Source organism: Streptomyces sp. NPDC088746, from assembly GCF_044751065.1.
Taxonomy (GTDB): domain Bacteria; phylum Actinomycetota; class Actinomycetes; order Streptomycetales; family Streptomycetaceae; genus Streptomyces.
Map to the genome: position 1 here is coordinate 1,133,351 of NZ_JBIVLA010000002.1, position 13,718 is coordinate 1,147,068.

Annotated in this window: 8 protein-coding genes; 4 read left to right on the forward strand and 4 right to left on the reverse strand. The window is 73.3% G+C overall.

Annotated features, from left to right (window positions below; genetic code table 11):
- Window position 1: 1 nt before the first annotated feature.
- The 4 genes from ACIP63_RS12745 to mce form a co-directional block, all read right to left on the reverse strand.
- Window positions 2–1,009 (reverse strand): ATP-binding cassette domain-containing protein, encoded by a 1,008-nt coding sequence (locus ACIP63_RS12745; RefSeq protein ID WP_401514301.1) that lies wholly within the window; start codon window positions 1,007–1,009, stop codon window positions 2–4.
- Between the two features lie 88 nt (window positions 1,010–1,097).
- Window positions 1,098–2,036 carry a cellulose-binding protein gene (locus ACIP63_RS12750; protein WP_362936521.1) on the reverse strand — a complete coding sequence of 313 codons (939 nt, stop codon included), beginning with the start codon at window positions 2,034–2,036 and terminating at the stop codon, window positions 1,098–1,100.
- 175 nt (window positions 2,037–2,211) lie between these two features.
- Complete coding sequence (scy, locus tag ACIP63_RS12755; protein WP_401514305.1) at window positions 2,212–6,006, reverse strand: polarized growth protein Scy; 3,795 nt, start codon at window positions 6,004–6,006, stop codon at window positions 2,212–2,214.
- Window positions 6,007–6,210: 204 nt separating this feature from the next.
- Window positions 6,211–6,639, reverse strand: a complete 429-nt coding sequence (gene mce / locus ACIP63_RS12760) for a methylmalonyl-CoA epimerase (protein WP_401514308.1) — start codon at window positions 6,637–6,639, stop codon at window positions 6,211–6,213.
- A gap of 135 nt (window positions 6,640–6,774) precedes the next feature.
- Between mce and ACIP63_RS12765 the strand changes: the two genes are divergently transcribed.
- From ACIP63_RS12765 to ACIP63_RS12780, 4 genes are all read left to right on the forward strand, one after another.
- Window positions 6,775–7,977 carry an acetyl-CoA C-acetyltransferase gene (locus tag ACIP63_RS12765; RefSeq protein WP_401514310.1) on the forward strand — a complete coding sequence of 401 codons (1,203 nt, stop codon included), beginning with the start codon at window positions 6,775–6,777 and terminating at the stop codon, window positions 7,975–7,977.
- Between the two features lie 28 nt (window positions 7,978–8,005).
- Entirely contained in the window at window positions 8,006–8,968 is a 963-nt protein-coding gene (gene meaB, locus ACIP63_RS12770) for a methylmalonyl Co-A mutase-associated GTPase MeaB (RefSeq protein WP_362936533.1), read from the forward strand.
- 135 nt (window positions 8,969–9,103) lie between these two features.
- Window positions 9,104–11,461 (forward strand): protein kinase, encoded by a 2,358-nt coding sequence (locus ACIP63_RS12775; RefSeq protein WP_401514313.1) that lies wholly within the window; start codon window positions 9,104–9,106, stop codon window positions 11,459–11,461.
- Window positions 11,458–13,692 (forward strand): protein kinase, encoded by a 2,235-nt coding sequence (locus ACIP63_RS12780; protein WP_401514315.1) that lies wholly within the window; start codon window positions 11,458–11,460, stop codon window positions 13,690–13,692. Before ACIP63_RS12775 ends, ACIP63_RS12780 begins: the two co-directional genes overlap by 4 nt.
- The last annotated feature ends 26 nt before the right edge of the window (window positions 13,693–13,718 follow it).

Genomic DNA, 13,718 nt, shown 5'->3' on the forward strand with positions numbered 1-13,718 from the left:
GTCACACCCCCTTCGTGCTCTCGCCGGCGAGGCCGCCGGCCTGCTGCTGGTTCCACTGTTCGCCCCAGTGCGGCCCCACCGGCGGTGGCTGCGCGCCGTCGCGGTCGGAATGGGCGTGGTACTCCACGGAGCCCGCGGTCATCTGCATGAAGGCCTCCTCCAGGGAGGCCCGCTGGGCGCTGAGCTCGTGCAGCACGATCCCGTGCCGGCCGGCGAGGTCACCGAGCCGCTCCGGGGCCTCGCCGTCGATCTCCAGCGTGCCGTTGCCCGACTCGACCGCGACGACGCCCTCCGCGTGCAGCAGGTCGCGTAGGCGCTCCTGTTCCGGGGAGCGCATCCGCACGAAGCTGCGGGAGTTCTCCTGGATGAAGTCCGCCATCGAGGTGTCCGCGAGCAGCTTCCCCTGCCCGATGACGATCAGATGATCGGCCGTCAGCGCCATCTCGCTCATCAGGTGCGAGGAGACGAAGATCGTCCGGCCTTCCGACGCGAGGGTCTTCATCAGATTCCTGATCCAGTGAATTCCCTCCGGGTCCAGACCGTTGACGGGCTCGTCGAACATCAGGATCTCGGGGTCGCCGAGCAGCGCGGCCGCGATTCCCAGCCGCTGGCCCATGCCGAGGGAGAATCCCTTGGACTTCTTCTTCGCCACCGCGGTCAGGCCGACCGTGTCCAGCACGTGCGCCACCCGGCTCGCCGGGATGCGGTTGCTCTGGGCGAGACACAGGAGGTTGTTGTACGCGCTGCGCCCGCCGTGCATCGACTTGGCGTCCAGCAGCGCCCCGATGTGCTTGAGCGGCTCCTGGAGGTCGCGGTAGTGACGGCCGTCGATCCGCACCGTGCCGCTGGTCGGGTTGTCGAGGTCGAGCATCATCCGCATGGTCGTGGACTTGCCCGCCCCGTTCGGGCCGAGGAACCCCGTCACCATTCCCGGTCTGACCCGGCATGACAGATGGTCGACGGCAACCTTGTTGCCGAAGCGTTTGGTGAGGCCGTCGAGCTCGATCATGCGCTCACGCTAGAACGGCCGCGCGCCCGGCGCCACCACAAAGGCGGAACCGGGCGCGCATGGGTACAGCTGATGTACGCGTTGTCGCTCAGCGGGTCTGCTGGGCGGGGACCCCACGGGTGGCGGACTCGTCCTCCGCCGGGGAGCCGGCGGCGGCGACAGCGGCACCCGTCAGCGTCGCCAGCATCTCGCGGACGTTGGTCAGCTGGGCGTTGATCGAGTCGCGGCGGTTGGTGAGCGCCGCCAGCTCGCGCTCCGACTCGCTGCGGATCCGGTCGGCCTTGGCGTTCGCGTCGGCCACGATGTCCTCGGCCTGGCGCTGAGCCGTCTCCACCGTCTGACGGGCCCGGCGCTCGGCGTCCGTACGGAGCTTCTCGGCCTCCAGGCGGAGCTGCTCCGCGCGGTGCTCGATCTCTGCGAGGCGCTTCTCGGCCTTCGCCTGACGGGACGCGAGGTCGCGCTCCGACTGGTCGCGGCGCTTGGCGAGGTTCGTCTCGAAGTCCGCGGCGGCCTGGGCCGCCTTGGCGCGGGTCTCCTCGAAGAGGGCGTCCGCCTCCTCGCGCTTCTGCTGGGCGTCCTTCTGGGCGTCGGTGCGGAGCGTGCTCGCCTCGCCCTTGGCCTTCTCGACGATACGAACGCCCTCGTCCTCGGCCTTCGCCTTGCGCTCCGCGGCGAACGTCTCCGCGTCGTTGCGCACCTGCTGGGCGGCCGACTCGGCCAGCTCGCGGTGCTGCTCGGCCGCGCGGCGGGCCTCCTCGCGCAGGTCCTTCGCCTCCTCCTCGGCGAGGCGGAGGATCTTCTCCACGCGGGCGCCGAGCCCGGCGTACGACGGCTCGGCGTCGTTGACCTGGGCCTGGGCGTTCTGCGTTTCGAGATGGAGTTCCTCGATGCGCTTTTCCAGAGAGGTGATCCGTGCGAGAGCGCTGTCACGGTCGGCGACGATTTTGGTAATGCGGTCGTCCACCTGACCGCGGTCGTATCCACGTCGCACGAGCTCGAAGCCGAAGGGGGAGGAAGGGTCGCTCATGGGGTTCCTGTCGAATGAGACCGGTGAGGTGTTAGAGGGAATCCTAGGGGCCAGAACGGCGTGTCAACGTGAAGATGCCGCTTTGGTATGGAGAATGACACCCCTTTTGAGTGGCTGACCCCCGGAGGGCTTGCGACCCGAAGGTTTGAATGTTCATGGCGAAGTACGCCGACGGCTACCCGTCCGACGCCTTGCCCCCCGACCGGTTGCCCGCCGCCGCACCGGCCTTGACGCCCCCGGCACCGCCGCCCGACGCCTTGCCCGTTCCGCCCGGGGCCTCGAAAGACTCCAACGCCTCGAGGACGTCCTGGACACGGGAGATCTCCGTATTGATGTCCTCGCGCCTGCGGACCAGCAGGTCCAGCTCCCGGCGGCCCTCGTCGACCATCTGCTCCGCCTCGGCCTGGGCGTCGGCGCGCAGTTTCTCGGCCACCCGGGTCAGCTCGGCCTTCTTCGTCTCGGCCTCCTTGAGGAGCGACTCGGCGCGCTTCACGGCGGCGATACGGACCTTGCTCGCCTCCGAATTCGCGTCCGCCAGCAGCTCCTTGGCCTGGGCCTCGGCCTCGGCGCGCTGCTCCGTCGCGGCCTTCATCAGCTTGTCGACGCGCTCGCCCGCGGTCTTCATCTGCTCCGAGGTCTCACGCCGGGCGCGCTCGTGCAGCTCCTCGATCTCGCTCTCGATGCGGGCCCTGAGCTCCTCCGCCCGCTCCCGGGTGGCGGTGGCGTCCCGGCGGGCGCCGACGAGCAGCTCGTCCGCGTCCGCACGGGCCCTCTCCACCAGGGTGTTGCCCTCGACCGTCGCCTCCGAGGTGATCCGCACCGCCTCGTTGCGCGCGGCGCCGACCATGCTGTCGGCCTGCTGCTCGGCCTCGGTGGCGGCGCGCAGCGCCTCCTCCTGGGCCTTCGCCACGAGCTGGTCGGCCTGTTCGGCGGCATCGGCACGGCGCTTCGCCGCGGCCTCGCGCGCCTCGTCCAGCAGCCGGTCCGCCTCCTGACGGGCCTCCGCTCGCAGCTGCTCCGCCGCGGACTCGGCGTCGGCGCGCAGCCGCTCCGACTCCTCGCGGGTGCGGGCCGCGTGCTCCTGGGCCGAACCGACGGTCTGCGCCGCCTCCGCGCGCAGCCGCTCCGCCTCGTCGGTCGCCTCTCCGACGAAACGCTCCGACTGCTCGGCCGCCTCGGCGCGGATCCGCTCGCTCTCGGTCGTCGCCTCGGCCATGAGCCGGTCGGCCTGCGCCGCCGCCTCGGACCGGATCCGGTTGGCGTCCTCACGGGCCTCGCCGCGGGCACGCGAGGCGTCCTGCTCCGCCGACGCGAGGGCGTCGGACGCCTCCGTACGCATCCGCTGGCTGTACTCCGAGGTGTCCGAGCGCAGCTTCTCCGACTCGGCGATGGCCTCCGAGACGGTCCGCTCGGCCAGGGCCTTGGCGGCCTCCGCCTCCTCGTGCGCGACCTGGCGGACGCGGTTGGCGTCCTCGGTGGCACGCTCGCGCTCGGCGTAGGCGTCGGACCTGACCCGGTCCGCCTCCTCCTGCGCCTCGGTCCTCGTCCGCTCCGCCGAGTGCTCGGCGGCGGAACGCAGCCCGGTGATCTCCTCCTCGGCCTGCTCCTGGAGCCCGGCGACGGAGTCCCGCACCTGCTGGGCGGTCTGCTCGGCGGCCGAGACCAGCTCGGAGGCCCGGCTCTCCGCCTCCTCGACCAGCCGCTGGGCCTCGTGCTGGGCCTCCTCGACCCGCTTGCGGGCGGAGGCGAGGAGCTCCTCGCTCTGCTCGCGGGCGCGCTCGCGCTCCTGCTCCGCCTCGGCACGCGCCGAATCGAGCGCCTCCTCGGCGGCGCGGCGGCGGCGGTTGGCCTCCTCCTGCGCGGCGGCCAGGGCCTCGGCCGCCTCCGCGCCGACCCGCTCGGCGGCGGCGGCCGCCTCGGAGCGGACCCGGTCGGCGCTCTCCTGGGCCTCGGTCTTCAGCCGCTCCGCCTCGGCCGCGGCCTCGCCGCGCAGCCGTACGGCCACGGACTCGCCCTCGGCGCGGGACTGCGCGGCGTCCGCGGCGGCCTCGGTGCGCAGGCTCTCGGCCTCCGTCGTGGCCTGCTCCTGGAGCGCACGGATCCGCTCGGCGGCCTCCGCGCGCAGCCGCTCGGACTCCTCGCTCGTCTCGCGGCGGATCCGCTCCGCCTCCGTACGCGCCTCTCCGAGCGCCTCCTCCGCGGCGGTGACCCGGGCCTCGGCCTCGGTGTGCAGCCGGGCCAGCTCCTCGGCCGCCTCGGTCCTGCGTGCCTCGACCCCGCGCTCGGTCTCCTCGCGCAGCGCCTCGGCCGCCTCTTCCGCCGCGGTGGTCAGGGCGGTGGCCTGCTCCTCGGCCTCGGCGCGCACCTTCTCCGCCTCGGCGCGGCTGCGTTCCAGCGCCTCCTCGGCCTGCTTGCGGAGGGTGGCGGCGCGCTCGGCCGCCTCGGTCCTGACGCGCTCGCTCTCGGCGCCGGCGGAGGTCCGCAGCTCCTCGGCGTCGGCCTTGGCCTTGGTGAGCAGCTCCTCGGCGGTGCGGGCACCCTCCTCGAGCTGCTGGACGGCCTCGCGGCGGGCCTCGCCGCGGATCCGCTCGCCCTCGGCGACGGCTTCGGAGCGCAGCTGCTCGGCCTCGCCGCGCAGCCGGCGGGCCTCCTCCTGCAGCTCGACGGTCTTGGCCCGGTACTCCTTGGTGTCGTCCTTGGCCGCGCCCTTGAGCTGGTCGGCCTGCTCGGCGGCCTCGCCGCGCAGCCGGTCCGCCTCGGCCTCGGCCTCACGGCGGATCCGTTCGGCCTCCTCACCGGCGGCCTTGGTGGTCGACCTGGCGTCGTCGGACGCCTTGGTCAGGACCTCCTCGGCGCTCCGGGCGGCCTTCGCGAGCTGGGCCGCGGCGTCCTCGGCGGCCAGGGTGCGGGCCTTCTCGGCCGCCTCCGCGACCACCCGCTCGGCCTCCGCGCGGGCGTCGACGAGTGCCTGCTCGGCCTCTTCCTTGAGCGTCTCGGCCTGCTTCGTGGCCTCGCCGACCAGGCGGGCGATCTCGGACTTGGCCGTACGGGTGCGCTGCTCGTTCTGCGACTCGGCGCCGGCCAGCCGCTTGACCGCGGCTTCCTTCGCCTCGGCGAGGACCTTCTCCGCCTCCAGCCGGGCCTCGCGCAGCCGGGTCTCGGCCTCCTGCATGCGCTGCTCGGCGGCGCGGTTCAGCTCCGCGGTCTGCTGCCGGGTCTGCTCGGTCTCGGCGGTGGCCGTCGAGCGCAGCCGTTCGGCGTGACCGGTCGCCTCCTGGGCCTGCGTGGAGGCGGCGTCGAGCAGCCGCTCGGCGTCCCTGCGGGCCCGGAGCAGCGTGGCCTCGGCCTCGGCACGGGCCGACTCCGCCTCGGAGTTGACGCGCCGGCGGGTCTCGTCCGCGAGCCGGGCGGCCTCGGCGCGGGCAGCGGCCAGCGACTGCTCGGCCTCCGTACGCGACTCGTCCAGGAGACGGCGGGCCTGGGACTCGGTCCTGGCCCGCAACTGCTCGGCCCAGGCGACGTTCTCGTTGACGTGGGACTCGACGGTCTGCCGGCGCTCCGCCAGCTCCTGGTCGAGCCGCTGGCGCCGCTGCACGGCCTCGGCGTGCAACTCGGCCTGCAGCCGGGCCTGGTGCTCCGCGTGCTCCTGAAGGATCCGCTGCGTCTGCGCCCTGGCCTCGCGCAGCTCGCGCTCGGCGTCGGTCCGCAGCTGGTCGGCCTGGATCTGGGCGTTACGCAGCATCTGCTCGGCCTGGTAGCCGATGTCCGCGCTGTCGTGTGCGGGACGGGTCGCGAGATTGCGCCGTGCCTCGTGCAGCTTGGCGCGCAAGACCTCGACCTGGTAGCCGAGGTCCTCGGCGTGCTGGACGGCCTTCTCCCGGTCGGTCTTCAGCCGGTCCATCTCGGCTTCGAACCGCGAGAGATGGTCGTCGTCAGCTCGGTGGCTCTGCTGGCTTTCGTAGCCCCGCACTGCGCGGTCCCATCCTTCCCCGAGCTCTCAACTCTGTTCGAGCAGGGGAGACCCCAACCCTGGTCGCAATTCTCCATGCGAGTACCGCTCGCCGGCGAGCGGTCCCCCGGGGAATGGTGACAGATCAACGGCGAGGACGCGGCACGGCCCCGATCCGGCCCCGGCCCGGAACAGCCCACTCTACCGGGCCGGGTATGGGTCAGGTCAGTGCTCGGTCGCGGAGGTGACCAGTTCGGTCAGCACGCCGTGGCAGTCCTTGGGGTGCAGGAAGGTGATCCGGGAGCCCATCGACCCGGTCCTGGGCTCGTCGTACAGCACCCGCACGCCCTTCCCGCGGATGTCCGCGGCGTCCGCGTCGACGTCGGCGGTCCCGAACGCGATGTGGTGCACGCCCTCACCGTTCTTTTCCAGCCACTTGCCGACGGCGGAGTCCTGGCGGGTCGGCTCCAGGAGCTGGAGGTACGAAGCGCCGCCGTCCGAGGTGTCGTTGATCTTCAGCATGGCCTCCCGTACACCCTGCTCCTCGTTGATCTCGGAGTGGTACACCTCGAAGCCGTAGGTCGCGCGGTAGAACTCGACTGTCTTGTCGAGGTCGAAACAGGCGATTCCGATGTGGTCGATTCGCGTCAGCATGGAACCAGTGCAGCGCCCCGGGGATGGTTACGCAACGTGCGCGCGATCACACCCACTGCCGGATGACGGGCGCCGTACCGCTCAGTACATTCAGGTAAACCCTCGTTCACAACCGATCCCAAGGGGCTGTGCCTCATGTCAGGAACGACCGGAACCACCTCAGTGATCGTCGCGGGCGCTCGGACGCCCATGGGCCGTCTCCTCGGCTCGCTGAAGAGCTTCTCCGGGGCCGACCTCGGAGGCTTCGCCATCAAGGCGGCGCTGGACCGGGCCGGCATCGGCGGGGACCAGGTCGAGTACGTGATCATGGGCCAGGTGCTCCAGGCCGGGGCAGGGCAGATCCCGGCACGCCAGGCGGCCGTCAAGGCCGGCATCCCGCTGAACGTCCCCGCGCTCACCGTCAACAAGGTGTGCCTCTCGGGGCTCGACGCGATCGCCCTCGCGGACCAGCTGATCCGCGCCGGCGAGTTCGACGTCGTGGTGGCCGGCGGCCAGGAGTCCATGACCAACGCCCCGCACCTGCTGCCGAAGTCCCGTGAGGGATACAAGTACGGCGCGGTCGAGATGCTCGACTCGATGGCGTACGACGGCCTGACCGACGCCTACGAGAACATCCCGATGGGCGAGTCCACCGAGAAGCACAACACCCGCCTGGGCCTTGCCCGCGCGGACCAGGACGAGATCGGGGCCCTGTCCCACCAGCGCGCCGCCGCCGCGCAGAAGAACGGCATCTTCGAGGCCGAGATCACCCCCGTCGAGATCCCGCAGCGCAAGGGCGACCCGGTCCTCTTCGCCAAGGACGAGGGCATCCGCCCCGAGACGACCGCGGAGTCCCTGGGGAAGCTGCGCCCGGCCTTCACCAAGGACGGCGCGATCACGGCGGGCACCTCCTCGCAGATCTCCGACGGCGCCGCCGCCGTCGTCGTCATGAGCAAGGCCAAGGCCGAGGCCCTGGGCCTGGACTGGATCGCCGAGATCGGGGCCCACGGCAACGTGGCGGGCCCGGACAACTCGCTCCAGTCCCAGCCGTCCAACGCCATCCGTCACGCCCTGAAGAAGGAGGGCATCGGAGTGGAGGACCTCGACCTCATCGAGATCAACGAGGCCTTCGCGGCGGTCGCGGTCCAGTCGATGAAGGACCTCGGCGTCACCTCCGACAAGGTGAACGTCAACGGCGGCGCGATCGCGCTCGGCCACCCCATCGGGATGTCCGGCGCCCGCGTGGTGCTGCACCTGGCGCTGGAGCTGAAGCGGCGCGGCGGCGGCACCGGGGCGGCGGCGCTGTGCGGCGGCGGCGGTCAGGGCGACGCGTTGATCATCCGCGTGCCGGGCAAGTAGTCCGTACGAGCGAGCGAGGAGGCCGAGTGTGAAGGTGGACGTCCCCACCCTGGTCGAGCAGGCACGTGAGGGCAGGCCGCGTGCGGTGGCCCGGCTCATCTCCCTGGTGGAGGGTGCCTCGCCGCAGCTGCGTGAGGTGATGGCCGCCCTGGCACCGCTGGCCGGCCACGCCTACGTCGTCGGCCTGACCGGATCGCCGGGTGTCGGCAAGTCCACCTCGACCTCGGCGCTGGTCTCCGCCTACCGGAAGGCCGGAAAGCGGGTCGGCGTCCTGGCCGTCGATCCGTCCTCGCCGTTCTCCGGGGGCGCGCTCCTCGGCGACCGGGTCCGGATGTCGGAGCACGCCTCCGACCCCGGCGTCTACATCCGCTCGATGGCCACCCGGGGGCACCTGGGCGGCCTCGCCTGGTCGGCGCCCCAGGCGATCCGGGTGCTGGACGCGGCGGGCTGCGACGTGATCCTCGTGGAGACGGTGGGGGTGGGCCAGTCGGAGGTGGAGATCGCCTCCCAGGCCGACACCTCCGTCGTCCTCCTCGCCCCGGGCATGGGCGACGGCATCCAGGCGGCGAAGGCCGGGATCCTGGAGATCGGCGACGTGTACGTGGTCAACAAGGCCGACCGGGACGGCGCGGACGCCACCGCCCGCGAGCTCAACCACATGCTGGGCCTGGGCGAGTCCCGGGGGCCCGGCGACTGGCGGCCGCCGATCGTGAAGACGGTCGCCGCCCGGGGCGAGGGGCTCGACGAGGTGGTCGAGGCGCTCGAGAAGCACCGGGCGTGGATGGAGGAGCACGGCGTCCTGGCCGAGCGGCGCACCGCGCGTGCGGCCCGTGAGGTCGAGACGATCGCGGTCACCGCGCTCCGCGAGCGGATCGCCGATCTGCACGGTGACCGCCGGCTGGACGCCCTCGCGGAACGGATCGTGGCCGGAGGCCTCGACCCGTACGCGGCGGCCGACGAGCTGGTCGCGGGACTCACCGGCGGGAACTGACGGCCCCCGGGCGGCGTGCGGGCCGCCCGGGAGCCGGCCCCGGTCCGAACGGCAGCGCCCACCTGACAGGGCGTGGAAAGATGTCGTGCACGGGGCGCGTGAGGTGCGCGTTCCTGTCATGCACCGGGGGGACGCATGCTGGGGCCGCTGCGCGAGGACTCACCGATACGCATAGGGCCGTACGCCGTGCTGGCGAGGCTCGGCGCGGGCGGCATGGGTGAGGTGTTCCTCGGGCTGCGCGAGGGCTCCGGCGACGACATCGCTCCGGTCGCCGTCAAGACGGTCCGCCGCGACGTGGCCCAGGACCCCGGATTCAGGCAGCGCTTCCGCCGCGAGATCGAGGTCGCCAGGTCGGTGACCGGGCCGGCCCTGGCCCCCGTGCTGGACGGTGACGCCGACGCGGACGTGCCCTGGCTGGCCACGGGCTATGTCGCGGGCCCGACCCTGTCGGCCGCGGTCCGCCGGTCGGGCGCGCTGGACGAGGAAGTGGTCCGGATGCTCGGGGCGGAGCTCGCCCGGGCCCTGGACACCGTCCACGGGGCCGGCGTCGTGCACCGTGACGTGAAGCCCGGCAACGTCCTGCTCGCCGCCGACGGGCCGCGCCTGATCGACTTCGGGATCGCGCGCGGCGCGGGCGCCACCCCGCTCACGACGACCAGCCGCATGATCGGCAGCCCCGCCTTCATGTCCCCGGAGCACGTGGCGGGCAGCGGACGCGTAGTACCCGCCTCCGACGTCTTCTGCCTCGCGTCCGTCCTCTGCTTCGCGGCGACGGGCCGCGACCCGTTCGGCGACGGCCCGGTGGCCGCGGTTCTGTACCGGGTGAAGTACGTCGAGGCGGACCTCGACCCAGTGCCCGGCGCCCTGCGCGCGGTGCTCCGGGACTGCCTGGTGGCCGACCCCTCCGCCCGGCCCGCCCCCGCGGAACTCGCCGCCCGGCTGGCCCCGGAAGGTTCGGTGGGATGGCCCGGCCCGGTGGCGGCCCACATCGCCGAGTACGAGCGCGAACTGGCCTCCGTCCGGGCGCCGGGCGGGCCGCCGCTGCCGGGATACACCCCGACGGAGGCCGTAGGCAGCCGGACGCCCGCGGCCCCGCCGCCGGAACGGGAACCCGGTACGACGCCGGTGGACCAGCTGCCCACCCAGGGGCCCGGCCTGCCGTCCGGCACGGCCCCGGCCCGCCCCGCCCGCCGTCGCCGGCTTCTCGGCGGGGTCCTCGCCGCGGTCCTCCTGGCGGGGGTGGCCACGGGAGGCCTGCTCGCCCTGCGGGACGGTGGCGGTGGCGGTGGCGGTGGCGGGGACGCCGAGGGCGGCAGCAGCCCCACACCCTCCGGCCCCGTCGGCTGGAAGGCGTGGCACGCGACCTTCTCCGGCACCCCGCTCGGCTGCGCGGCCGGCCAGGACGCGGTGGTCTGCCGTATGGCGGACGGATCGTACGAGGCGCTCTCCGCATCCGACGGCAAGAGCCTCTGGACATACGCGGCCGTCGAGGAACAGGGCGCGGGGGACGCCCGGATCAGCCCCACCGGGCAGTTCTTCATGCCGGGAGGCTCCACCCGCCCGGTGGTGGACGCGGGCTCGGCGTACTTCGCCACCGGTAACCGCCTGCTCGCGGTCGACGCGAAGACCGGCACGTCCCGCTGGGAGGCGCGGGCCGGCGGAGCCCACATGGCGTGGAGCTCACCGCGGGTGGCCGACGGGATGGTCTTCGCGGACATCGGCGACCTGCCCGACGGATCCGAGCTCGCCGCCTTCGACGTGCGGGACGGGACGGAGAAGTGGCGGAAGCCGCTGGTCGGGCAGGACCTGGCCCAGGCCGAGCGCGGCGACTTCTGGCCGCTGGGCGCCCAGGACGGGGTGCTGTACGTCAGCAACGAGAAGGGTCTGCAGGCGTTCGGCACGAAGGACGGCGCACGGCGGGACACGGGCTGCCCCGAGGAGACACCGCCCGACTTCGTCGTCCACTGCCCGGAGACCCAGGACGGCACCGGCCAGGAAGAGCCGCCCGCCGGAGTGGGCGCCCATGCGGCCGTGGTGGCGGAGACCGACCAGGTGACGGTCTACCGGACGGGCGCGTCGGCGCCGGCGGGCGAGGACGCGGCGGCGGACACCGAGGAACCGGAGATCGTGCTGGTCGGGCGGGCCGACGGCAAGGTCCTGGGCCGCTACGGCCTGGGCAAGGACGCGGAGGCCCGCGAGGAGAACCCGGTCTCCGCCCCGGCGCTCGTCGACGGCACGCTCGTCTGGGCGGACACCGACGCGCTCCACAGCGTCGCGCTCGGCGACGGGGGCGTCCCGGGGCCCCTGAGGCGGACCCCCATCGAGGACGTGCCGGTCCCCGAGATCGAAGACCCGTACGACCCCGACTTCGGCATCGCGCTGGGCAAGGAGAACACGCCCCCCGAGATCTTCCCGGCAGGCAGGGTCGTGCACATCGTCTACCGCCACGGCATCGCCGTCTCCGTCGCGATACCCGGCCCGGACGCCTCATGATCGGGCCCCTGCTTCCCGGGAGCCGCACCCGCGTCGGTCCCTACCGGCTTCTCGGGCTGCTCGGCGCGGGCGGCATGGGCGAGGTGTACCTCGCGCGCGAGGACAGCGCCACGCCGGCTCCCGGCGCACCGCTCGCGGGGCTCGTCGCGCTCAAGACCGTGCTGCCCGGACTCGATCTCGACGACGGATTCCGGATCCGCTTCCGCCGCGAGATCGCGGCGGCCGGTGCCGTGCGCAGTCCCCACTCCGCGGCCCTCGTCGCGGGGGACGCCACCGGTGCGACACCCTGGCTCGCCACGGAGTACGTCCCGGGCCCCTCGCTCGCCGAGGCGGTCACCCGCACCGGCCCGCTGCCCGAGGCCGTGGTCCGGGCCGTCGGTTCGCGCCTCTCCCTGGCACTCGCCGACATGCACGCCGTGCGCGTACTGCACCGGGACCTCAAGCCGGGGAACGTCCTGCTGGGTGCCGACGGGCCCAAGGTGATCGACTTCGGGATCGCCCAGGCCTTCGAGGCCACCCAGCTGACCCGGACCGGGGTGGTAGTCGGCAGCCCCGGCTACATCTCGCCCGAACACGTCAACGGCTCCCGTGCGCTGGTACCGGCCTCGGACGTGTTCTGCCTCGGAGCGGTGCTGGCCTTCGCCGCGTGCGGACGCGGCCCGTTCGACGACCCGGACATGGCCGCTGTCATCTTCCGGATCGCACACGGTGAGCCGGAACTCGACCGCGTACCGGCCGCATTGCGTGCGGTGGTCGAACGCTGTCTCGCCATCCGTCCCGAGGACCGGCCCACCCCGCACGAGCTCGCCGAGCTGCTTCTGCCGGGCGGTGTTCCCGGCCTCTTCCCGTGGCACGACGCGCTCCGGGGGCAGTTCGCCGCCCACACGGAACAGGCCCTGCGCTGTGCGGCGTCGGTGCGGGCGGCCCCGCCGAGGCCGTCCGCACCGCCGCAGGAGCCACCCGCGCCACCCGCGCCCACCCGGCGGCGGGGGCCGCTGGTGGCGACGGCCGCGATCGCCGTGGTCTGCGCCGTTCTGGGGGCCGCGTACCTGCCCGGCCTGCTCGACGGCGACGGCGACGACGGCGGCGGTCCGGCCGCAGGGCGGCCCGGCGCGTCGGCCACCGCGTCCGCGCCGGCGTCCTCCTCCGGCCCCACGGTCGTGCCCGGGGCGGACGCCGGCCGTACCGACGACTTCGGGTCCCGCGACGGGACGCTCGCCGCACGGCCGGCCGGCTGGAAGCCCTGGAAGTCCGAGGAGGGCACGGGAGAGTACGGCTGCGTGCTGTCGGCCGGAACCCTCGTCTGCTCCGGTGAGCACGGCGTCACCGCCCTGGACGCCGCGACCGGCCGTGAGCGCTGGAATCTCCCGGAGCAACAAGGGGCCGGGGCCGGTACGGACGGCCGGTCCATCGCCGCGGTGGAGGACGACACGGTCTACGCCTTCGTACGGGACGAGCTGGTCGGGCTGCGCCTCACCGACGGCAAGCGGGTGTGGCGGCGGCCCCTGCCGGACGGCCGGCTGGGGACGGGCGCCGTGTACGCGAACGGGGTCATCTACTACGTCGCCCGGGCAGAGGGCGGATCGGCCGGAACCCTGGTCGCCCAGCAGATCACGGGCGGGAAGAAACCCCAGAAGTGGGACGTGGACTACGACGAGTTCGAGTTCACGCTCCTCGCCGGTGACGGCCGGGTGGTGGCCGTGGGCAGCGACGTCCGGGTCTTCGACGCCGGGACGGGTGAGCGTCTGCCGGGTGGCGGAGAGGGGAAGGCCGGGTGCGGTCATCCCGTGCTCAAGGACGGCGAGCTGATCTGTGTCGCCGGGGACAGCCTCACGGTGACGGATCTGTCCGACCCCGCCCGCCGTCGCGTCCTGGCCGAGGGCGTGGAGGGCGCGATGAAGCCGGCCGTGGCGAAGGACGGCACGGTGGTGGTCTCGACGCCCGGCCAGGTGCGGGCCTTCCGGCTGAGCGACGGTGAGGAACGGTGGCACTACGTCGACACACTGCTCGACGAAGCGGCCGGGGACGTCTCGATCGTGGGCTCCAGCGCATTCGTCCACGCGGACGTCACGGTGGACTCCTACGCACTGGACGCCGACGGTGAGAACCCTCCCGGCCCGGGCAAGACCTTCTCGCTGCCCGGGACCACGCCCGCCCTGATCGCCGTGGACGAGGCCCTGTTCCTCTCCTCGCCGGACGACGGCACGGTCCTGTCCGGCTTCGCGCCGTGAGGCGGAGCCGGACAGGACCGTGGGGG

Bases quoted from the DNA above. Each gene is read 5' to 3' on its own strand.
- ACIP63_RS12775 (WP_401514313.1), top strand. From the start codon at position 9,104: ATGCTGGGGCCGCTGCGCGAGGACTCACCGATACGCATAGGGCCGTAC.
- mce (WP_401514308.1), bottom strand. From the start codon at position 6,639: ATGCTGACGCGAATCGACCACATCGGAATCGCCTGTTTCGACCTCGAC.
- ACIP63_RS12765 (WP_401514310.1), top strand. From the start codon at position 6,775: ATGTCAGGAACGACCGGAACCACCTCAGTGATCGTCGCGGGCGCTCGG.
- ACIP63_RS12745 (WP_401514301.1), bottom strand. From the start codon at position 1,009: ATGATCGAGCTCGACGGCCTCACCAAACGCTTCGGCAACAAGGTTGCC.
- ACIP63_RS12750 (WP_362936521.1), bottom strand. From the start codon at position 2,036: ATGAGCGACCCTTCCTCCCCCTTCGGCTTCGAGCTCGTGCGACGTGGA.
- ACIP63_RS12780 (WP_401514315.1), top strand. From the start codon at position 11,458: ATGATCGGGCCCCTGCTTCCCGGGAGCCGCACCCGCGTCGGTCCCTAC.